Source organism: Pseudoalteromonas luteoviolacea S2607, assembly GCF_001625575.1.
Lineage (GTDB): Bacteria > Pseudomonadota > Gammaproteobacteria > Enterobacterales > Alteromonadaceae > Pseudoalteromonas > Pseudoalteromonas luteoviolacea_E.
In genome coordinates, this window is the sequence record NZ_AUXV01000017.1 from 80,700 (window position 1) to 106,078 (window position 25,379).

Annotated in this window: 5 protein-coding genes; all 5 read right to left on the minus strand. The window is 49.2% G+C overall.

The genetic code is table 11. From position 1 onward, the window contains the following. Nucleotides 1-96: 96 nt before the first annotated feature. Nucleotides 97-12,261 carry an amino acid adenylation domain-containing protein gene (locus tag N480_RS10440; RefSeq protein WP_196761473.1) on the minus strand — a complete coding sequence of 4,055 codons (12,165 nt, stop codon included), beginning with the start codon at nt 12,259-12,261 and terminating at the stop codon, nt 97-99. A 330-nt stretch (nt 12,262-12,591) separates the two neighbouring features. After that, nucleotides 12,592-16,965, minus strand: coding sequence for a type I polyketide synthase (locus N480_RS10445; RefSeq protein ID WP_063372440.1), 4,374 nt, complete (start codon nt 16,963-16,965; stop codon nt 12,592-12,594). A 2-nt stretch (nt 16,966-16,967) separates the two neighbouring features. Next, nucleotides 16,968-22,223, minus strand: a complete 5,256-nt coding sequence (locus N480_RS10450) for a non-ribosomal peptide synthetase (RefSeq protein WP_063372441.1) — start codon at nt 22,221-22,223, stop codon at nt 16,968-16,970. Nucleotides 22,224-22,407: 184 nt separating this feature from the next. Continuing rightward, nucleotides 22,408-22,611, minus strand: coding sequence for an MbtH family protein (locus tag N480_RS10455; protein WP_063372442.1), 204 nt, complete (start codon nt 22,609-22,611; stop codon nt 22,408-22,410). A gap of 56 nt (nt 22,612-22,667) precedes the next feature. Beyond that, complete coding sequence (locus N480_RS10460) at nt 22,668-25,100, minus strand: penicillin acylase family protein (protein ID WP_063372443.1); 2,433 nt, start codon at nt 25,098-25,100, stop codon at nt 22,668-22,670. Between the last annotated feature and the right edge of the window lie 279 nt (nt 25,101-25,379).

Here is a 25,379-nt window from a genome sequence, read left to right on the forward strand (position 1 = left end):
CCATATTTTGTTGATCAAAATCAAGACTGGTTAAATAACAAAAGCCAAGTGCAATAACGCGACTTGGCTTTTGGGTAGACGGTAATGGTCGAATGACTATTTTTTCAATTTACCAAATTTCGCCATTTTACGTTTTTTCATGCCGCCACTGCGTTTCGGTTTTGGCAGTGCTTGTTCAGGCTGAGACGCTAAAGTTGCCAACAAATTAAGCCACTCGGTGATAGTCGCTTGCATTTTATCTTTCACATAGAGCGCACGCTTAAACACCATATTGCCACTCAAACCTTGCGCTGTTGGTTCAATAAAGATGGCCGAGTCGAATTTACTGGTAACGCCCTCGCTCGGTAATTCGCTGATTTCAACGCCTGCAACAGGCCAACGCGGTTGCGGCGTATTTTGCATTACAAATAGCTGCTGGAAGATCGGCGATACCCCGTTTTGACGCGGAGCATCTGCCACTTGCGCAATGCTCTCCAGCGTCAGAAGTTGATGTTCTTGAATCGCCAACAGCTGCTGCTGCACCTGTCGTGCAAGGCTAATAAAGCTCTCGTCGGCTTGTAGCGTAATACGAACAGGTAACACCTTAATAAAGAAACCAATTAGCGGTTCCAAAGCCGCCTCTTCACGCCCAGCCAAATCCGTGCCGACCACTAGGTCTTGCTGCCCCGTTTGCTGGCTTAAAAACGCCATATAACTGGCTTTTAATAAGGCAAATAACGACAAGTTATGTGCTTCGCTCAACGCGTGTAATTGCGCTGTGAGCTGTGGTGCAATATCAAACACCACCTGCTCACCTTGACTGCTCGGTTTATCTGGACGCGGTAAGTGCAGGGGTAAAACACTCACCGGCGGAGCGGCCTGTAACTGCTGTTGCCAAAAAGTCTTGTTTTGTTCACCTTCTGGCGACGCCAAACGTGCAGTTTGCCAACTTGCATAGTCAGCATACTGAACTGGCAAAGGCGTAAGCTGAGCGACTAAACTGCTGTCCCCCAACTGCTCAGCATAGAATACCCCCAGCTCTTGAACCAGATTGGCAATCGACCAACCATCACTGATGATATGATGCATGCTCACCAACAATTGATAATGTTGCTGACCCAACTGCAATACCTTAGCGCGCATGAGTGGTGCGGTACTTAAATCAAAGTGCTGTTGCTCGAACTCGTTGCGTTGGTGCTGCGCCAGCAGAACATTATCTACTTGCTCAACAGTCAATTTAAGGGTTTCGTTATCAAGCACTTCAACACGCGGTTCACCTTCTACATCCACAAACCGTGAGCGTAAAACCTCATGACGCTTAAGTAACGCATTGAATGCTTGCTCAAGGGCAACCACATTCAACTCGCCCGTCAGTTCAACGGCCCCCGCAATATTATAAGCCGCTTTGTCGGCGTCGCTGGTACTGAGTCTATCCGTCAGCCACAAGCTTTGTTGCGCAGGAGATACTGGCATAAGCGCAGTACGCTCAACATGTGTCAATGCCAATCGTTCAACCCCCTGCGAAGACGCTGAGACACATTGAGCAAGCGCTGCTAAGTCTTGCGCGCTGAAGATATCTTTCACTGCGATACCGTACTCGCCGAGTTCATTGATGCGTGGTACCAAGCGCAGTGCCGTTATCGAATCCCCTCCAAGCGCAAAGAAGTTGTCGTGACGTCCCACCTGTTCAACCTGCAATAATGACTGCCAAACGTGCGCGATTTGCAGCTCGAGTTCGCCTTGTGGTGCAACATAGTCGCTGGCGTTATCCGCCAAGTCCACCTCAGGCAAGCGTTTACGGTCCACCTTACCATTTTGGTTAAGTGGCAGCTGTGCCATGATTTCAATAGCTTGCGGTATCATGTACTCGGGCAAGATTTCACGCAGTTGCGCCTGCACGTCATGCGCGGTGAGTTTAGTGACCGCATACGCCACTAAAACAGACTGTGCCTTCGCATTTTGAACCGCAACAATAGCTTGCTCTACACCCGCGAGTGCGCTGAGCTGCGCTTCGATTTCACCCAACTCAATACGATGACCACGTATTTTGATCTGATCATCCACACGACCAAGATATTCTAATTGGTCATCTTCGTTCCAACGCACCAAATCACCCGTACGGTACAAACGCCCGCCTTGGTCACCAAATGGGTTGGCCACAAAGCGCTCGGCTGTTAATTCTGGCTGGCCAATGTAGCCTTCTGCAAGACAACTGCCACCGATATACAGCTCACCAGTTGCGCCTTTTGGCAGCAGATTAAGGGCCTCATCCAACACGTAAACTTGGCGGTTACCCACAGGCAACCCGATCGGGACGTAGCGACCAGCCACTTGTGACTGTGCATCGCCTATCCACAACGTTGGGGTTACGACTGCTTCGGTTGGACCATAGGCATTGACAAACTGTGCCTGAGGCAAGCTTTGCTGTGCTAACTTAAAGTCCCCCTGGTGCCAGCCTTCGCCGCCAACGATACACAAACGCACCGATTTCAATGTTGATACATGACGTAAATACGCAGGTGGCAGGTCGACAACAGTAACTCCTGCTGTGGCGGCGTATTCAACCAGTGCATCGGGACTGAGTGCCTTCGGGTCCACCACACTCAGTTGCGCACCACTCAGAAGCGGCATAAGCAACTGCTCTAGCGCGGCGTCAAAGCCCATCGAAGCAAATAATAACGCATGATCAAGATGCTGATACTGGTATGCCTGCTGCATCGCGTAGCAATGATCTGCCAAGGCTTGATGAGACACGCCCACTCCTTTTGGTCGCCCCGTCGAACCGGAAGTAAAGATCATATACGCCAACTGCTGAGGTTGAATCACTTGATTTAGTGGGGTAGCAGGATAGTCAGCCACTAAGCCGTCCTCTAAGCGCTGAATCTGAGTACCTTGCAGCTGGGTATTCGTGTCATCACTGAGCACCAGACTGGCGCCACTTCGTTGGACAATATACTGCTGGCGTTCGATTGGTAGGCTCGGATCAACTGGCACATAGGTCGCACCTGATTTTAGTACCGCCAGCGCAGCAACGACCATGTCTGTGCCACGCTCGAAGCGCACTGCAACTACTTTGTGTTGCTGTGCGCAAAGATAATGTGCCACACGGTTGCTCTGCGCTGTCAAATGCTGGTAATTGAGCTCAGTATCCGCAAATTTCAATGCGATATGGTGCGGATACTGCATCGCAATTTCGTCCAGTTGCGCTGTCACTAAAGGAGCTGCTGGATGCGATTGGCCTTGACCAAGCACATGTAATTGCGCTTGCTTTGCATCAGGAAGTAATTGCAAGTCTGCAACGCGCTGAGCGTGTGCGCTCACTAAAGCGGTCAGTAGTGTGCTAAGCGCGCTTGCCAGCTCTACACGACGCGCTTTACTGAAGCGTTCTTTGGCAAATTCAAATTCAATATTCGTCAGGCCATGGCTGTCTTCATAACAGTTCAGTACGAGTTCAAACTGCGCTTCGCTGGCATCAATGGTCACAGGGCTCACATCCAGTTCGGGTAATGTAAGCAGGGCATCACCGTCCACACGCTGGTGGTTAATCATCACTTGAAATAACGGCTGAGCGAGGTCTCGGTCTAGATCAAGACTGTCTAACAGCTGCTCAAAGGGTAAATCTTGGTGCGCTTGTGCGCCTAACATATGGGTTTTGACCTGTGCTAGCACTTCACTCAATAACGTATCACCGCTTATTTGAGTGGTGATCACTTGGGTATTAACGAAGAAGCCCACTAAAGATTCAGTGCCTGCGGTATGGCGATTGGCGATTGGCATCCCAACGCGGATCGTAGACTGACCACTGTAGCGATGCAGTAACACCTTGAGCGCAGCCATCAAGACATTAAATAAGCTCGTATTATTCGCTTTAGCAAAGTCCACTAAGGCTGCTTTTAATTGCGAATCAAGCTCCACTTGCTCCGTTATGGCTTGGTAAGTACTTTGCTCAGAATTTAAATCACTGGGCAGGCGCAGTGCGGATAAATCATCCCCAATGACACTATGCCAATAAGCCAACTGCTGGGCTTTCACCTCGTCATTCAACCATGCGCGCTGCCACTGAGCGTAATCGCTGTAACGTATTTTTGTGGTTTCAGCTAAGTGCAATGCGCCCGCCTGTGCTTGACCATATGCCTTGGCAAAATCATTGATAATGATCTGTAGTGACCACGCATCGGAGATAATATGGTGCATGACGACCACCAGCTCATGGCGCGTGTCACTGTGCTTGATAAGCCCGACTCTAAACAGGTTGCCCTCAGTCAATTCAAACGGCTGAGCGACAAAGTTTGCTCGCCACGTGCGACTATCTGCGCCCTCGGATGCATCAAACTCTTGATAAATACACGCACTTTCAGTGGCAATATATTGAGATACCTGCGCATCTTGATCTTCCACATACACAGTGCGCAGCGCATCATGACTGTTTTTAATGTAATCCAATGCCTGTTGCAATGCGCGGGTGTTGAGCTCCCCATCCAACATCAACGCGCCCTTAATATGATATGCACTGCTCTGTGGCGAGAGCTTCCATAAGAACCACTGACGTTGTTCGGCAAACGATAACCCAGTGTAAGTCTCAGCATTGCGTACCAGCGCTAAGCGATTGGTTGCACTGTTGCCATCAATCAATGAAGCCAATTGCGCAAGATCTTCGGTGCTAAATAGCTGCGCAATTTCAAAGTTTAACCCATTGCTCTGGCTTTGACTGGCAACACTCAATGCCTTGATTGAATCTCCCCCAAGGGCAAAGAAATTATCACCACGGCCGACTTTTTCTGCACCCAATACAGACTGCCAAATTGCTGCAAGGCGTAACTCCGTCTCGGTTTGTGGCGCTTCAAATGCTTGGTCAGCTTGCCACTGCGGTTTTGGCAGCGCTTTGCGGTCAATCTTGCCATTGCTGTTATGTGGCATGTCGTCCAATGCGATAACCAGTGCTGGCACCATGTAATCTGGTAGCCACTGCGCAATGTGGTTTTTGAGTTCGTCACCATTTAGCGCTGCGCCCGACACATAGCCAACCAATTGTGTGCTGCCAGTGCTGTTGTCATCCACCACCACGGCTTCAACGACGCCATCACAGCGATAGAGCTGCGCTTCAATGTCACCGAGCTCGATACGGTAACCACGGATCTTCACCTGATGGTCGGTACGACCTAAATACTCAAGCTGGCCGCGCTCATTCCAACGTACGAGATCTCCGGTGCGATATAAACGGCTACCATCCGCTGCAAACGGGTTGGCCACAAAGCGCTCTGCGCTGAGTTCAGGCCGCGCTAAATAACCACGAGCCAGGCCTGCGCCAGCAATGTAAAGTTCCCCAGCGACACCTTGTGGGCATAGGTTTAACTGATTATCAAGCACATACATCTGGGTATTTAACGTCGCAGCGCCAAGGTGCACTGGCGATTGCGCAACCCGATAACAACTCGACCAAATGGTCGTTTCGGTTGGCCCGTACATATTCCAAAGTTCAACACCCGTTGCGGTTAAATCAGCCACGAGTTCTGCAGGCAGCGCTTCGCCGCCACACAATGCCAATTTGCCAGCCACGTCGGTCAGTAAATTAAGCGCCAACAGGCTGCGCCACCCCGCAGGAGTCGCTTGCAGTAGGTCTTGCTGTGCTAATAATTCAGGCGTGAGTGTCGTGGCATCATTTGCAACGGTCACGGCACCACCGCTTATCAGCGGCAAGTAAATTTCTAGTCCGGAAATATCAAACGACAAGGAAGTCAGTGCCAGTGCATTGACCGCCTCATGCAACCCCAGTTGTTGCTGCATGCCCAACAAGAAATTGAGTAGGTTACCATGGCTTATCGCCACGCCTTTGGGTAATCCGGTAGAGCCAGAGGTATACAGGGTATACACCAGTTGTGCTTGATGACGAGCTTTGACTGGCGTGCTATCTGAATAATTATCTAGTGCGATTTGTGAGACATTTAAACACCTGACTGAATTGCCAAACGTTGCAGTCGTATTAGTCAAGACAAGCGTTGCGCCGCTGTGTTCAAAAATATAATCGCGACGTGCTTCTGGCAACTCCAAAGCAATTGGAACATACACGCCGCCCGCCTTGCCTATGGCGAGCATCGCCACAATCATATCAAGGCCGCGGGTCATACTTACGGCGACGGGCATTTCGATATCTACCCCCGCTTGAATGAGCACCTGCGCCAATTGATTCGCGCGGCGGTTCAACTCTTCATAGTTAAGTGATTCGCCTTGTTCGTTGCGCACCGCTATCGCATGTGGTGATTGCTGTGCCTGCGCTTCAAATAGGGCCAATGCATCAAAGTCAGGCAGCGCCTCGTTGTGCCCTTGACCCAACTGGTTAAGAGCAGCCTGTGCCTGTTTATCTAACAACTGGATCTGGCCAAGCGGCTGATCTACTTGCGTTTGCACTGTCTCTAATAGCAACGCTAAGTTATTGGCACATTGCGCCACCAACTCAGCACTAAGCTGCCAGCTCTGATAAGCAAAGTTAATGGTTAAACCTTGTGCTGTCTCGACAAACACGGTCAGCGGGTAATTGGTTTCCTCACGGTTTTCAACTAAGTTAAAGCGCGCGCCGCCTAATTCTGAGGCACCCAAAGTCTCCGAGATTGGGTAGTTTTCGAAAATCAGTAAACTGTCAAACAAGCCTTGCTGATTGAACTCCACCTGCCCTTCAGCTAGTTTTTGTATTTGATACAAAGGCGTGTGTTCAAACTCTCGGCTTGCCATACTGTCTTGCTGGCGAGCTTTGAGCCATTGCCCCACGGTCAGTTCATCGTCTAGCGTGCTGATCACTGGCAAGGTATTGATAAATAGACCCACTGTGCGATCACTACCAACCAAGTCAGCAGGGCGGCCTGATGTCGTCGCGCCAAAGCAAACCGCTGACTTGTTCAGCATACGCCCTAATAACAGCGACCAAGCGCCTTGTAAAACGGTATTCACCGTGAGCTGTTGTTGTTGTGCAAAGCGTTGTAATTGCGCAGCTTGTTGCTCGCTTAATTGCAACGTATGCTGCGCGTAGCCCTGCGACTCGTCCAAGCGTTCACGTACTTGCAACTGCGTTAAATAAGAGGCATCACCCAGTCGTTCAAGGCGACTTTGCCAGTAACTGTCTCCCGCGGCGTCATCTTGGTTCGCCAAATACGCTAAGTAATCTTTAAACTGACCCCCAGGTGCTGGTAATGTTTGCGCTTGGTAAGCGGCCATGACTTCAGCCAACACCGCCGTGCTACTCCAACCATCTAACAGCATATGGTGATAGGTCCAAATAAAGTGATGCTGCGCTGGCGCTTGCTGAACTAAGGTGAAAGACATCAGTCCCACTTGCTCTGTAACTGCAAACCCTGTATCAAGCAGTGACTTGGCAAGGGTATGTGTCGATTGTGCTGGTTCACTTTGCCAATCTAGTTCTGTTAACGCAATCTGGTGACCTTCTACCACATACTGAAGAGGCTGCTTTGCCGCCGACAAAAAGCCACTGCGCAATGCCTCATGACGATCAACAACCAGTTGCCAAGCCGCTTTAAAGCGCGCCACATCAAGACCACTAATATCCAATCTCAGCTGATTGAGATACGCGGCACTTTGCTCCACCATGGTGTGGAACATCATACCCTGCTGCATGGGTGAAAGAGGATAAATACTGGTAACGTCCTGCTGTGAGATAGGCAATGCATCCAGCTCTGCTTGAGACAAGGCCAGCAGTGGCACATCGGCAGGTGTTAAGCGCAACTGGGCTTCGAGGCAATGCGCGATGACGTCACCAAACGCCCGTTCAAGCAATTGGCCAAACTCGGCCATATCAGCCTGTAGCAAGCATGCGCTGCTGTATGTCACAGCCAATTGCAGCTGACCATTTTGAATGCCACCATTGATGGTAATGTCTGCACTGAGTGGGTTTTCAGGGGCAATACTACGGCCAACACCATCGGTGCTCATTTGCCATTGCGCCAATTGCGCATTGCCATTAGCATCGAGCTGACCTAAATAATTAAACTCTATTTGTGGTTTGCGCGTGCTACAAAGCGCCTGCTTTTGCGTCTCGTTGCCAAAATATTTAAAAGCACCGTAACCGATGCCCTTATTCGGCAGTGCACGCAAACGCTCTTTGGTATGAATAATGGTCTCTGCAATGTCCGTAAAACTAACCAATTTAACGGGGTACAGAGACGTAAACCAGCCTAACGTGCGACTTAAATCTAGTTGTGACTGCCACGGCTCACGACCATGTCCTTCGAGGAATACCTGCGCGTCATCAGCACCCGTCCATTGCTTCAAGGCCACACTTAACCCCGCCAATAGAAGCTCATCAATGTGTGTGCGATAAGGACGTTGCGCCTGCGTTAATAGGGAGTGTGTCTGTGACTCACTGAGCGTGATATTTAGCGTTTGTGCACGGTCCATGGTGTCATCGCCATCGGCAACAAAATTCGGTAAATCTAGCGCATCGCTATGCTGTGATTGCCAAATTGCAAATTCGTCCTCGTGGGCGCTGGGGTAAGTTTGTAATTGTTGTGCCCAGTATTGATAACTGTGGCTCTTTGCTGCAAATGCCACTGCTTTACCAGCTGCTGACTGCGCAATCCCCTGCAATAAGTCATCCACCAAAATACGCCAAGATACCCCGTCAATGACCAAATGATGGGCAATTAACAGCAACTGCTGACGGGTTTCACTATGCACATATACAACGCGCAATGAATCACCACGCATGATGTTTAAACTCGCTTGTGCTTGCTCCGCCAATTGCAAACAGTAGCTATCAAACGCTTGCTCGGTGGTCGACTGATACCACACCACTTCACGGTAATCCGCTTCATCATAGTCACGATAAGATTGTAGCCATTCGCCCTGCTGCTGATATTGCAGCCGCAAAGCGTCATGGTGTTCAATAAGAGCCTGCACGCTTTCTGTTAGCGCTGCTAATCCTATGCTTGCTGGCGGTGTTAAGCGGATCGCTTGGTTCCAGTGATTAACGTGTTTAGGCTGCCTTGCAAAATATGTTTGCTGAATGGGTAACAAGGGCACTTCGCCACTCACACTCTGCGGGATCTTATCCGCGTCACTTAATTCATTCAGCTCTTTGGCCAATTGCGCAATGGTTGGCGCTTCAAACACCTGCTTGGCACTCAGTGCAAATCCATGCTGGCGCATTGCAGCCACAATTTGTAAACTCAGAATCGAGTCGCCGCCTAGGGCAAAAAAGTTATCATCACGACCAATTTGGCTGTGACCAAGGACCTGCTGCCAAGCTTGACACAGCAACTCTTCGCGCTCACCTTGTGGTGCTTGATAGGTTGTTTGATTTGGCAGACTAGGTTCAGGTAGCGCTTTGCGATCCACTTTACCGTTACTGCTCAGCGGTAAAGCATCCAGTACCCGAATCGAACTCGGTACCATGTAATCCGGCAGCGCATCACTGAGCCCTTGATGTAACAGGCTTTCATCTAATGATTCGCCACTCACATAGGCGGCTAGACGCGCGCCACCATTGGGCCCAGAGATGGCCACAACCACCGCTTCTTTTACGCCCGGCTGGGCAAATAACTGGGTTTCGATTTCACCCAACTCAATGCGTAAACCTCGGATCTTAACTTGATGGTCGGTTCGCCCTAAATATTCGAGCTCACCCAATTCACTCCAGCGCACCAAATCTCCACTGCGATACAAGCGGCTACCGTCATTGGCAAATGGGTTTGCCACAAAACGCTCAGCACTCAGATCTGGACGATTAGCATAACCTCGCGCAAGGCCAATCCCACCAATATATAACTCACCCACGGCACCAATCGGGCTGAGATTTAACTGTTGGTCAAGCACCCACAACTCACAACCCGCTATCGGTTTACCGATAGGGACAGCCTTGTCGGTGCGACCATCACATTCGTAATAGCTGACGTCGATGGCCGCTTCTGTCGGACCATATAAATTGTGGATTTCAAGTGCTGGTAGTAACTTCAAAGTGTCTGCTTGCAGGGCCGTAGGAAGCGCTTCACCACTACAAATAATGTGTTTAATACTGTCACATTGCTGCGCCAAAGGTTCACTGATAAAGGCCTGTAACATCGAAGGTACAAAGTGCAGCAAAGTCACCTGCTGTGCTTGAATAAGCGCGGCCAAATCACGCGGCTCTTTGTGGATTTCTGGTTCCGCCACAACCAAGGTTGCACCACGCATCAATGGCCAGAAAAACTCCCAAACAGACACATCAAACCCATACGGTGTTTTTTGCAAGACACGATCTGTTGCGTCAATTGGGTAAGCTTGGTCCTGCCAGCTAATACGGTTATAAAGAGCGTGGTGGTTATTGACCACTCCTTTGGGCTTGCCCGTTGAACCCGACGTGTAAATCACATACGCCGCCTGCGCGGGTATGATAGTCACATTAGGGTAATCATCATTTTGCTCAGCAATCGCCGATTCAAGCGTCGCCCACGTATAATAAGGTACCGAAAACGCACTATTTTCGCGATTGCCCAGCACCAGTTTGAAGGTGCTATTCTGTGCAATATATTCAACCCGATCGGCCGGTAAATTAGGGTCAAGGGGCACATACGCCGCGCCACTTTTCATCACCCCAATCAACGCTATCACCATCTCGAAACTGCGGTCGAAATACACGCCTACTTGGTCTTCAGCGCCAACACCTTGGGCAATCAACCAGTTTGCCAACTGATTGGTGCGCTGTTCAAACTCTCCATAACTCAGGTGCTCACCTGCGAATATCAGGGCACTGTGCTGCGGTGTTTGCTTGGCTTGTTCACTGATGATATCAGCAATAGATCGTTGCCATGGAAATGCCTCCGCACCTTTGGAAAATGCTTCTAGGCACTGTTGACGCTGCTGCGGATACCAATCTAAGTATTGCAACGGCGACTGAGGGTTGTTCGCAACCGCAGACAATAAGGCCGCAAGTTCATCTAAACAGTGTTTGGCAAAGGCTTCGCTGTAAAGTGTGTTGGCGAAGTATAAATGTAGTGTGGTATCCCCCGTGACTTCTTCAATCACATCTAATTGCAAATCAAACGGCATCGAAAAGCGCAGCGCTTGGGTATCTTTGAGTGATACGCCTTGCAAGGCATCCATGGCACCTTTATCACGTTTCAAGTAGTTAAACATGACCTGAAAAAGTGGGTGACTGCCAGTGCTACGCTCAGGTTTAATGGCATCCAAAAGGTGCTCAAACGGCAAATCTTGATTAGCCTGTGCAAATTGTGAAAACGCTTTGGCTTTTTCCAACAGTGAGGCAAAACAGTCCTCTGGCGCAACCTCTAGCCGCACTACTTGAGTATTAATAAAGAAGCCGATGAGACCATGGGTTTGTGCATGGTGGCGATTGGCAATTGGGACCCCTACTTTGACATCGTTTTGGTCACTATAACGGTGTAATAAGTACTGAAAGGCGCTCAGTAGCACCAAATATGGTGTCACTTGATGCTGCTTGGTCAGCCCTTGCACTTGTTGCCACAATGCGTTTGGTAACGCCAAGGACTGCGTACTAATTGGGTAGTTACCCCCTTGTCTCGCCAAGCTATTCGCAGGCAAGCGCAGTGGTTCAAAATCATCCCCAAGTGCGCCTTGCCAGTCCGTTAATTGCTTGGCCAATAACTCTGAATGGTCTTGCTTGTCCAACCATAATGCATAATCTAAATAGTCAGCTTTAGATTCAATTGCTGGTAAATCTTGCTGAGATTGCAACAGCGCATACGCTTGAATAAATTCATTAAATAACTGCTGCATCGACGTGCCATCAGTGACGATATGATGCATCACCACCAGCAAGGTACACTCGCCTTGGACTTCTAATAAGGCCACGCGTAGCAAAGGCTCAGCCGTTAAATCAAAGGGTTTGTCTGCAATTTCAAACGCCTGCTGCGCTATATCACTTTGCGTTGGTATATCGATAAAGGTAAATGCATTGTCGTTTTGCAATTGCTGTACGGTGGTGCCTGCTTCTTCACTGAAACGGCTATTCAAGATCCCGTGTTTCGCGACCAAGTGCGCAAAGCCAGCTTGCACCCACGCCTTGTTCAGTTGCCCCTGAAACGTCAGCGTGCCCGCCAAGTTATAAACACTGTCTTGTGGGTCCAATTGCCACGCAGTCCAAAGACGTTGCTGGGCGGGCGTTAAAGGCACTTTGGCCGTTCTATCTTGACGCACTGCCAACTGATTTTGTTGCGCTCTGGCCTGACTGTCAGCCAATTTGGCTTTAAGTTTTAGCTGTTGTTCTTCAGTTAATGCGCCACCGCGCTCGCGTCTTCTTCTGCGCTTTTGCTCGCTCATGCTGATTCCACCTGGATCTCGATTATTATGCACTGCTAATCTGGTTGATTGAGTGAAATGGAGTTCAACGTTTCTCCGTTCCACCACATCGCAATTATTTGGCATTCTCTACCTACTGGCAGACACAAAACTACGCGGCTTACATGAAAGTAAGGTGCTGTTTTAATTTGCTTAAATGAGTTTTATGACTGAGTTTTGTACATCGTTTATGATTTTGATGTGTTGGTAAATTTGCCCTTGATGCCAGCTAGACGTTGGGAAATGAAAAAAATAAAGCAGGAGGCCGCAATGGCCTCCAAAAAATTCAATGATAGGATAGGTAGCGCGACGTTATTCGCTCAGTAACTGCTCTTCAATTAGGAAGATCAGGTTATCTAGATTCGGATCTTCAAAGAAGGTTGCCGGTTCAACTTCAACTGCGAACTGCTGCTTCACCTTTGCCAGCATTTGAATTGCTATCAGTGAGTCACCACCAAGCTCAAACAAGTTATCGAAAATACCGATTTCGTCAAAGCCCAAGAATTCACTCCAAATTGCAGCCAACTGCAATTCGAGTTCGCTCTCTGGCGCTTCAAACTCCGTATCTAGATCAGGTCGCTTGTGGCCTTTAGGTACTGGCGATTTAGCCTGCATCAAGCGCTCAGTTAGCTCTGCCACTTTGTCCGCACGCGCTTGCCAAGACAAGCTCGCAGCGTACAATTGCGGTGCTTGAGATTGACCAATACCCGCAAGCAAAGTTCGTGCAGCGGCTTCATCAATACCAAACTCTTCACCCACACTGTGCCCCGCAGCCATACCGATGTTTGCCCATGCATCCCAGTTAACCGACTGTACCAAGAAAGGCTGTGGCTGCATGGCCACCGCATCTAAATAGCTATTGGCCGCGCAATAATCACTTTGACCCAGTGCACCGAGTACCGAAGCCAATGACGAACATAGGATCATGCGCTCAAGTTGATGAGATTTAAACGCAGCCAAGAGGTTATCAGTACCTCGGGTTTTCGCAGCCATGCTTTGTGCCGCCTGCTCTGCGTTAACCTGCGCCAACATCCCCCCACCCGGCAGGCCCGCTGCATGGATCACTTGAGTAACTCGTCCCAATGATTGCTCAGCGTGACTAATAGCCACATTTAAGCTCGCAATGTCTAATACATCTGCCTGCACGACCGCGATACGTGCACCAGCATCTTGCAATGCTTGTAGTGCGCTTAATTGGCCCACCAACTTAGCGTCACTGGACTCATCCGCAATCAATGCAGCCCATTGTTCGCTTGCTGGCAGCGCGCTGCGGGTTTGTAACACCAAGGCATGACCTTGGGCAGCTAAAAGCTTGGCAAGGACTAAACCGACGCCACCTAAACCACCGGTAATAAAGGTTACAGCGGATGACGATGCTGCATTTACCTGCGCCGCGATTGCAGGTAAAGCTTGCTGCGTCAGTACAAAACGCTGGCGACCACGATAGGCGATTTCTTGCACATCAATTGCCATATCAGCCACTAACTGATTGGCAAATTGCAATTGGCTGCTATCGCGATGGGTGTGTGATACTTCACGCAACTGACAGTGAATTGTCGATTGTTCCATGGCGACAACACGCGTCATACCAAGGGCTGTGGCTTTTTCGGCAGATACTGTTTCATCACCCAAGACGCTAAACAACTCACTTGCCACCACAGTCCAATGAATTTGATCTTGCCCTAGTAACCACTTCGACAGTGGTAACAACAATTGATAGCCACAGGCGTGCTGATCCAATAGACGACAATCAACAATGCGCTTAAATCCGTCGATTTGCTCGTGAAGCATGCTTAATTGGCCCGCATCATGGCAATCTAACCGATACTGATTTTGGTCAAGGGCAGAGAATGCGTCGCCTTGCCAAACTTGGATAACCGTCGCGCCTTTTGCAGCCAGCGCAGAGCTTAATTGTGCTGTCAGCGGTGCATCCGAGGCAAGCAACACCACCTTTTGGCCCTGCAAATCAATAGATGACAAGGCAGTAATAGGCTGTTGTTGCCAAATTGGCTCTAATAACTCAGGGCCAGTATCTTCACTGACACGTGTGTTTGCAGCGCTAACCGTTTTGGCATCCACCCAAAATTCCGTTTTATCAAATTGATACGCCGGGAATGCCGTTTCAGCGCCCTGTACAACTTCGCTCACCTGTGACCACTCGATTTGCACACCCAGCTGCCAAAGCTTTGCCAAGGTCTTCACAAAAGGAGGAATAGGCGCTTTGAGGTCGCGTGCATGTGCAATGGAATTAAGCACGGTCACGGTGTCAGATACCGATTGTTTGGCAAGCTTTTGCAACGTATCGCCAGGGCCTGCCTCGATTAACACATCACAGCGCTGCGCTAGCGTGTTCACGCCCTCGACAAAATTAACGGCTTGGCGGATATGATCCAGCCAATATTGCGTTGACGTTGCTTGCTCAGCAGTGATCCAAGTCCCCGAGAGGTTAGAAACGAAAGGCGTGCTAGGCGCATTTAACTGAACTTGCGCAAGAACCTCAGCAAATTCGTTGAGTACCGGTTCTGTCAGATGACTGTGGAATGCATGAGACACGTGTAAACGCGTCACACTGATATCAGCGGCTTTCAATTCACCTTGCAGGGCTTTAATTGCTTCTTTGGTGCCCGCAACCACCGTATTGCTAGGGCTGTTGCATGCCGCAATATCTAACTGTTCATTCAAATAAGGAGTCAGGCTTTGCGCATCGCTCATCACCGAAAGCATCGCGCCCGGAGCCATGTTTTGTAGCGCCTCACCACGTGCCGTGACCAGCTTAACAGCCGTCTCTAAACTCATCACCCCACTCAAACAGGCCGCCACGTATTCACCAATACTGTGTCCCAACATCGCCTCGATGTGAACACCGTGACTCTCGTAACTCTTGGCCATAGCATAGGCCACCACGAACAGGGCTGGTTGCGTCACTCGCGTTTGGCCAAGCAACTGGTTAGCCGCCAATAGCTCATCGTCACTTGGGGTAAACACGCGACGCAATTCATCCTGTAACTCTGTGTTGAATAACGCCGTCACAGCCTCAAAATGCGCCTTAAATGCGGGTATATGTTTTAACAGTGGCTGTGCCATCGTCACGTATTGCGACCCCTGACCTGAGAACATCAAGCCAATCTTATGATTGCTTGCCTTGTCACCACTGATATCGCGGACAAGGAGTTGCTGTGCTTGCTCAGCACTGTCCACCACAACCGCATGACGAATGGCTTGCGCCGTGCGGCTATGTTGCAACTGTGCAGCAATCAAAGGGAGCTGCTCTGGTGATTGTTGGAGCTTAATTGCCAATGCCTGACGCTGTGCTTCCAACGCGGATTGACTATTGCCTGACAGCGGTAAAATGTGCCAAGGTGCAGCCTGATTGAACGCCACCTCAGGTGCGACGTACTCTTCTAAAATGACATGGGCATTTGTGCCGCCCATACCCAATGAGCTAACCGCTGCACGGCGCACTGAATCGCTTTGCCAAGACTTAAGTTCGGTATTCACGTAAAACGGACTATTGGCAAAGTCGATTTTGCTGTTCAACGGGCTGCTGTGCAAACTGGGTGGAAGCGTTTTATGACGCAGGGCTTGAACGGCTTTGATAAGCCCAGTTACCCCTGCTGCCGAGTCCAAGTGGCCAATGTTGGCCTTTATTGAGCCAATGGCGATTTGCTGCTTGTCGCACGCCCCATATGCTCGGCTCAATGCTGCGATTTCAATAGGGTCGCCAAGCGTTGTGCCCGTACCGTGTGTTTCAATATATCCCACCGAGCTCGGGTCAATGTCAGCAAACTCAAGGGCTGCTTCTATCGCGCCCGCCTGACCTGTCACACTCGGTGCCGTGTACCCAACTTTTTCTTTACCATCGTTGTTGATAGCAGAGCCTTTGATCACCGCAAGAATATGGTCACCCTCTTCAATGGCATCGTCAACGCGCTTGAGTACCACCGCTGCGCTGCCACTGCCAATCAAGATGCCATCGGCTTGCTCACCAAACGCGCTTAACTGACCTGAAGGAGACAAGCTCCCCCCCGCTGGTGCATGGTAGCCTTGCTCATTATTCAGATTGAGCCAAACACCACCGGCAAGCGCCGAGTCACATTCGTAGTTCTGCAAAGCCCGACACGCCATATGCACAGCCACGAGCGAGGTTGAACATGCCGTTTGCACCGTCACAGCAGGACCCGTTAGGTCTAGCTCGTAGCTGACACGTGTCGCCAACGAATCTTTATCGTTACCATTGGTAAGTGCCAGCAAACTGGTGATATCTTGTTGGCTATCTGTCAGCAGGTTTTGTAATAAATAAGCAGGGACGCCACATCCTGCAAACACCCCAGTAAAATTACTGCTATTGGTCGTGATGCCAGCATGCTCTAGAGCATGCCAACAGGTTTGCAAAAAGACCCGCTGCTGTGGGTCAAGTTGCGCCGCTTCTTTTGGCGTGTAACCAAAAAATGCCGCATCAAACTGCGCCATGCCCGTAAAAGGCACACCGCGTTTTACATAATCAGGGTGCGCCAAGTCATCTTCACTGACACCCGCAGCGCGCAACTCTGCATCCGTTAAATCTTGCACGGCGCACTTGCCGTCTCGTACATTTTGCCACAGCGCATCAACGTTGTCGGCATCTGGGAAACGGCCCGCCATGCCCACAATGGCAATATCTAATTCGCTATAATTGTTTTCTGACATTGTTATGATTCTCTTGCTTTTCTTTTACGCGCGGCAATCGCGCCCATGCCGCGTTTTTGTTTCGCGCCACTTGGTTTATTCGAGGTAACAGGCGCTGCGTTTGCCTGTGCACTGCCCAGTAAAGTCGCCAAACTGGCTATACTTGGGTGCGCAAACAGCTCTGTCATTTGTAAATTGGGGTATTGCACTTTTAGCTCTTCATAAACAGCCATTAACAACAGGGAGTGGCCGCCAACGTCAAAGAAATTGGCATGACGGTCAATCTCTTGAGTCTTTAAGTGTTTTTGCCAAATTTCAGCAATGGCACGCTCCGTGTCATTTTCTGCCAATGAAACAGGCTGGGCGACACGCGCCACTTTTGGCAGCTGCTGACGCTCCAATTTGCCACTGGCATTGATGGGCAGTTTTTCCATCACGACGATATCACTTGGCACCATATAAGCGGGCATACGCTCGCCTAGCGCGCGTTTTAACTTGTCGGCAAATGCTGGCTCACTGAACTTGGGGCTTTGTATGTAGGCAATTAAACCGAGACCATGACTCTGCTGCTCGGTGACGACCACCGCCGTGTCAACATCAGGTAGCTGACTGAACTGCTGTTCAATTTCACCAAGCTCGACTCTAAAGCCACGTACTTTCACTTGGTGATCGTTACGACCGTGATACATCAACTCGCCACCTTGCCAGCTGACTAAATCACCCGTGGCATACATGCGGGCGCCAGTGTCGCTGAACGGGTCGGCAATAAAACGAGTCGCCGTCATGTCAGGCTGTGCCCAATAGCCACGGGCCAGAATATCGCCGCCCACGTAGAGCTGGCCCACATAACCAGGAGGGACTGTCTCGAGGTTGTCATCTAAAATGTAAAGCTGACGACCAGCCAATGCGTGCCCAAGCGGCACGGACTGTTGCCCGTCATCACTGACATTCATGTCTTGGCATGGATGGATCGCCGCTTCCACCACGATTTCGGTTGGTCCATAAGTGTTGAGCAATCTCACCTGAGCAAGGCCTGTGTTTTGCCAATCTTGGATCCCAGCTACAGACATGGCTTCACCGCCCGAATGCACCTGCCTTAATTTAGGTAGATTGAGCGGTGCTTGCTGTGCTTTTCGTGCCCAACTCGCACTGATACTGCGCCAGTAAGCGGCGCTTAAATCCATCACGGCCACATGGTGTTTTTGTGCCTGTGCGTAGAGTGTGTCAGCATCCCACAACGCATCACCGCGCAACAGCACGGCCGCCCCAACCGCCCAAGTTGGGAACAGCTGCTCAACAAACGCATCAAAGTTGGCGGTTGCAAACTGCAACACAACGTCATCGGCTTGTAGGTTGATAAAGCGTTTAGCTGACTCAATGTAGCGCGACAATGCGCCTAACTCGATGGCCACGCCTTTCGCTTTACCAGTCGAACCTGAGGTGTAATTTAAATACGCGGTTTGATTGTCGTGATGGTGCACCTTTGGCGATGCGGTATTGAGGTGCTGCTCACTCAACAGAGTTTGAGGAGACAAGAGTGCACCTTCAAAGGTCACCGGCAATACCGCTTCATCACTTAAGATCGCGCCACACCCGCTGTCTTGCAGCATATGCTGTAATTTGTCTGCAGGGAATTGTTTATCTAGAGGCAAATAAGCCGCGCCTGCTTTTAAACACGCCAGCGTACTTGCCAACATCAGCGGCTTTCTGTTTTGCATCACGCCAATAACAGATTCGGTGCCAAAACCATTGGCAATTAGCCCATGGGCCAAACGATTTGCAGTCTGCTCTAACCATTCAAAACTATAGTGCTGGTCGTTATAAATCACTGCTGTGCGCGCTGGCGTTTGCGCTGCAATCTCGCTGATTGTATGCAGCCAAGGTGTCGCAGGCAAATCAATGTCTTCGCCACGCCCTAACTGAGCAGATTCAACTTGCTTTGTGTGCAGCGCAAAGTTGCCAATGGCTTGCTTTGGTGCATTCACAATGCCACTCAACAGAGTATTAAAGGCACTCGCCACACGCGCAATATAATCGGCGTCATACAAAGCTGCGTTGTATTGGAATTCTAGCAATAAGGCGCCATCGTTTAATAACCGAGAGTCGATACTTAAATCAAACTGCGCTTGCTGTTGTAGCGCTTCAACTTGCTCAACCTCAACACCCGGTAATTCGAGCGCCTGCTGAACGTCTTGCTCTAGGTGATTGAACATGACTTGAAATAACGGGTTTTGTCCAAGACTACGATCTGGGTTCATCACCTCGACGAGTTTTTCGAACGGTAAATCCTGATTTTTTTGCGCCTCAATGGCGTGTGTTTTTGTAGACGACAACACCTCAATAAAGCTTTGCTCCGCTGACAGCGCGTTACGTTGTACCAGCGTGTTGATGAAAAAGCCCATCAGTGAATGTACTTGCGAAAAACGGCGATTCGCCACTGGCACACCAATTCGTGGGGTACGCTTACCAGAAAAGCGATAGAAGAATACTTGTAGGCTACTGAGCAATAGCATAAATAAGCTTGCGCCATGCTGATGTGCTAAGGCCTGTAATTGCTCAACCTGTTGATAAGATAGCTTTAAAACCTCGCTTTGCATAGGCGCTGGCATATCAGGTTGCCTTGGATGCTGAGGCGCAAGCAGCTCTTCGTCATCATTGGCCTGTAATTGTTGCTGCCAATAGGTTAATTGTGCTTGAGCCTCTGAGCTTGAAAGCCACTGCTGCTGCCAAGCCGCAAAGTCACCATAATTCACGGTATGGTCGGTGCTAGGTAAGGGCTGTGTGCCAACCAATGCCGCGTAATAACGGCTAATATCTGCCAAGACCAGATCGAAACTCCACGCATCACTGGCGATGTGGTGCATCACTAAAACCAGCTGCGTACGACTATCTGGCAACTGAATCAGTGCGGCTCTAAAGTTTTCACCGCGCTCTAATGCAAAGGGCTGCTTGTAGAAGGTTTTAAGCCATACTTTAGCTGCGGCGTCTGGATCTGAGCTATCACTAAAATCGGCCTGTTGCCAATTGAGTGCTTGTGCGCTTAACTGTTGCTGCCACTGCCCTGATTCATCTTTGCCATAGGCGTGACGTAAAATGCCCTGCTGCGCAAAGATATGGGCCACGGCGCGGTGCAAATACGTTGCATTGATCTCCCCTTTGAGTGTCAAGCTGGCACCGATGTGATAAGCACTACTCAATGGTTCTAACTGCCACAAAAATAGCTGTCTTTGTTGCTGAGCACTCAAAGGGTAAGCTGCTTGCTCTAGCGCGGGGATAAACGTCTGTTCTTGGTTAGTTGCGATACTTTCGCGCACCAACTGGCAAAAGTCGCCAAATTTATGGGCGGCAAATACCGCCGTTGGCTCAATCTGACAGTTAAACGCTGCTTGTACCTTTGCCAACAGCAGAGCTGCTTTGATCGAGCTGCCACCCAAGGCAAAGAAGTCCGCGTTATCGCTATTGACTGGGTAGTGCAACACGCTTTGCCACAATACAGCTAAACGTTGCGCCACCTCATCCCATGTGTGTTGGTCATCACCGCCATGACTCACTGCAAGCTGTTGCAATTGTGTCAGGTTAAATACCCCATAAGTTGCCAATTTCTCGGCTTGCAGTAACTTCATACACGCGCTGCGCTGCAATTTACCACTGGAGGTTTTGGGCAGTCCACCTTGGTCCAGTAACACCACAAGCTCTGGACAATTGCCAAATTGCGCAATAATAAAATCTCTGACAATCAATGCCGTTTGTTCAGCGGGCACGTCGTTGCGATATACATTGGCGGTTTCAATCGCCACACCAATGCCCTCACCGCTTTGCTCACTTGGGACAGGGAAAGCAGACACGCGACCCTGACGCACAAAACTCAGTGCCCCTTCAATGGCACGCTCGATGTCTTGTGGATAGACGTTATGGCCATTCATGATAATCAGGTCTTTTTGACGACCAGATATAAACAACTGGCCACCGTGGATATAGCCCACATCGCCCGTTCTTAACCAGCGTTTCCCATCATGTTCCACAAAGGTTTCTTGGGTTGCTTGCTCATTGCGCCAGTAGCCTACCGCAATGCTTGGACCACTCGCCCAAATCTCACCAATATGACCCGGTGCCATCTCATCAAAACTGGTTGGGCAAGTAATACGCACTTGGTGTTCACTGGCGACAACGCCACACCCAACCTGATGGGTATATTCGTCACTATCGCGCAAGTCTTTAGCGTGCTGCAATACCGCTTTACCCGCTGCCAACTCACGCGTATCAAACGCCTCAATCACTGCACCTTGCGATGGTATGCTACCGGTAACATATAGAGTGCCTTCGGCGAGGCCATAACATGGATAGAGCGCAGTTGGTTTAAACCCTTGCGCCGCATATTTTTGTGCAAAACTTAGTAAGGTATCGTGGCGAATAGGCTCAGCACCAGAGAAAAATACCCGTAAACTGCTCAAATCCAAATCGGCGACCTGCTTATCTTTCACGCGCTCAATACACAAGCGATACGAAAAGTCAGGGCCGCCACTCATAGTGGCTTTGTATTCAGATATCAGTTGTAACCATCGCGCTGGGCGCTCCATAAAGTACCTAGGTGAGCACAGTACGAGTTTATATCCCGTATAAATCGGCTGCAGCAACCCACCAATTAACCCCATATCATGGAACAGAGGTAGCCAGCTCACGAGCACATCATCTTGGGTAATATTCATGCCCTCTGCAATGGCTTTTTCATTACCAAGTAAATTACCATGACTGACCATGACGCCTTTGGGCTTCGCAGTTGACCCTGACGTGTATTGTAAAAACGCGATTTCTTCAGACTTGGCTGAGTGGCGTTCGACTGTTTCATGTTGTTCACAGAACTCATCAATCACCAGCATTTTGCTGCCATCAACTTGCTCAACCAGCGCTTCCACGGTCGAGGTAAATCGTGCCGTGGTGAGCACCACAGCGGCTTCTGAATCTTCTGCAATACCTACCGTACGCGCAATATGCTGTGCTTTGGTTGACTCAGGTGGAAAGCTTGGAATGGCCGTTACACCAAGGTACTGACATGCTAAAAAGCTCGTCACATACTCAATACCGGTGTCCATTAAGATCAGCGCTCTGTCGCCTGCCACCACGTGATTTTTCAAATGGCTGGCAACCATCAAGCTCTGAGCATATAGCTCCCCAAAGCTCCATGGCGTCTGTGCTTTTTTATCCACACAGACTAGCGCGATGTTGTCCGGCTGCTGCGCAGCGTGCCGCGCTAAGTGATCCATAATGGTGATGGCGGTCATGATTTACTCCATGAAAGTTATCTAGCAATTGCGCATGCTGAATTTAATTTTGGCTATTTTTTGTCTGATTACGCCAAGCTGATGCGCTTGATTAAATGGGTGCTGCCCACGATTCGGATTTATGAAGTGAGGCGTTGAAAAAGAGCGGCTTGCTTGCAAGACGCTCAATTGTCGCGTACACGTTTTATTGAGCCATTGCGTTTCTGAGGCTCAAGGGACGCATATCTGTCCAATGTGTTTTGATATGCTCAAGACACGTAGCCTTGTCACCACTCACACCCGTGTCTTGCCAACCGCCGGGGACTGATTTGTAACTTGGCCACAAAGAGTACTGTTCTTCGTGATTCATGATCACTTTAAAAGTGCCGTTTTCGTTATCGAAACTCATCACATTTTTCCAAAATTTAGACTGTCGCCACTGTGACGCGCGACAGTCTAAGATTTTTAGTCTTTTTTCACAGTAAGTGTCATTTCACTAATTTTGCCCTGTTTAATTTGCGCATCGGTATACGGCAAATCAATCAGACCTTTACCTGCGGCATAGTGCTCACTGGCATCGGTAAAGTGCGGCGAATTAGGGTTGTTACTCTGTGAATAAGTCAATAAGCCACGTGCCTGTGGACCGTGCTCATTGAAGCCAACCACCATCATCCAGCTAGATCCATAGTTAATTGGGTAACCATCTGTGCTCAGGCCCGTTCTGGTTGGCCAAGTTGGGTCTAAAACTTCACGAATTGGTGCAGCCATGGTCGGTGCGAATGATGTTAAGTCCATCGCATTGGTCGTTGAGAAGATATTGAATCCACCGCTGTGGTGATCAGAGCCCGGCCATGGGATACGACGCTCGCCTTTCTGTAAATATTGCAACTCACCCAATGTCGCATCAATGGCAAAACCAGCATTCTCAAGTTGCTTGCTCGCAGCGAGTAATTTAATCAGGGTCGACTTTTCAGCTTTAACGATGCTCGGCGTCACCGCTGGGAACGCAGCATTGAACTGCACAACAAGATCCTCATCCGTTAGCAAGTTAAAAAACTCTTTGGCAAGGGGCGCCGATTTAGAATTGGCATTGAACTTACCATCCCACTTTGCAAATGCCTGACAAGCTGGGTTAACTGGCATGCTCAGCGTGTCAGTGACTGCCAACGTTTGCCCCGCATACAATGCACAAGTCGCCATCACCGTAGGTTTATATAGTTCGAATGATGCGCTAGTACCGGTCACAATGCTTTCCAATTCATGACGGTCAAACTTACCATCTGCACCACGGGCAAAACGCATAAGGTTAATATTATATCGCGTACGGCGTGTTTGTTTGTAATCAACGTGGCCATAAAGCGGCGAATAACCACTCAGCTTGCTGTGTAAGTTCGTTAACCAGTATGAGTTATTAGCATTTTGCACATAATCTTGACGACGCAGTTTAGGGGCACGTTCATACGGTACTTCTTGCTGAAATACCAATGCGCTATTAGTGCCCGGTAACACAGCTAGTTTGGTTTTTTTATAAACCTCTGAAATCAACGGGTGGTTGCGCAGTAGCTCCTCGCCAACAGGGGTCACATCTGGCACATTTGAGTCGTCAACAAAGAACACTTCACCAAGCTTGTCGGCCACTAGGGTGTTATTAAACGCAAGTCCATCGTGGTTTTTGAAGGTCTCGATAAAGTTATCTAGATTTGTTGCACGGTTCATTGCCAACCAATGATCGATACCGCCTAAGTTATCAATATTGGTGTCACGGACCACGTAGGCATTCTTGCTATCCCAAGGAAAGTTTTTCTGATCTTCGATGACGTAACCAATTGGGGTCGTAAAGTAGTCTTTTTTCATGGTGAGTACACCCATTGGGGTGAGTACTTCAACATTGACTTGTTTTTTCTCGATATCTACCCACTGGCCATCAAACTTGTATTGCAGCGGGTTTTGCGGGTTCAATTCCAACTGATAAACCACTTCGTGCCTTGAAGCAGAATAAGTGTGTGTCCAAGCTAAATCTTCATTAAAACCGATATTCACGATGCCAGGTACACCAATGACCGACGCCCCCATCGTGCTAAAGTCACCTTCAACACTGGCATGGTTAGCCCAAAAACGTAAATTGCCATTGAATGGGAAGTGCGGGTTTGCGAGCAATAAGCCGCGACCATTACTGGTCACTTCATGACCTAAAGCCCAGCCATTTGAACCTTGTGTTAACTGCTTGGGTTTGTAATCCGTATTGCTGGCCATTAGCCATGGTTTTTCAGATTGCTGCGCTTGTTTTGCAATTGTCGGTAGCCACTCGTTACCGGTCCCAGGGTTGGCCTGTAAGATTTGGACGAGTAAACGCCCAATGCTGTTTTGTGTCGCAGACGCCAGCACCGATGCAACCACATCAACACCATCGATTGGTTTTACCCATGCTTTGCCACTACAAGCAGGTGCTAATTCAGCGTTACCCGCCTGTACATCTTGCAGATATTGGTTATACCCCGCTGCGAATCCGTCAGCCAATGCGCGAGTATCTGCTGACAAATTAGCGTACTCTCGGGCAACTCTGCCATGGAGGTCGATGATTTTATAACCTAAGTCTAAACTTACAAAAAAGTTATCCTGACCATTTTTATGCGGTCCCAAGTATTTAGCACGCTCACCTCTGACACGAACATACCCATCAGCCAAGATACACGCATGATCTTGTGCTTGCGCGTAGGCGTTACCATACCCGAGTCCATACAAAGATTTAGCCTGAATATGCGGGATACCATGCTCTGTGCGCGTAATTTTAACATCTTCACTTAGGCTCTTATTAGAGGTACTCGCTTGCGCGATGAAATGACACCCAGAAATGGCAAATGCGGCCAGTACAGGCACTACCGTAGATTTTAACTTCATAGCTTTCCTTAATTTTTTACGCTGTTAAAAATTCAAACCCGTGCAGACATGACGGATATAAACAGAAAAAAAAAACTGAAAATAACACCTCACACTGTTGTTAAAAACAGAACAAAAGTAAGTAAAAAGAAAGCTTGTTTAATTACAAGTTAATGACAGTTTAATTAGCAAAGGCGCACAAAAGACTTGACTGCTAATGCAAGATCAAAATAACATAATAGTGATAATTATTATCATTCTCTATTACGGATCAACATTCAGGACAAATAGGAGTAAAAA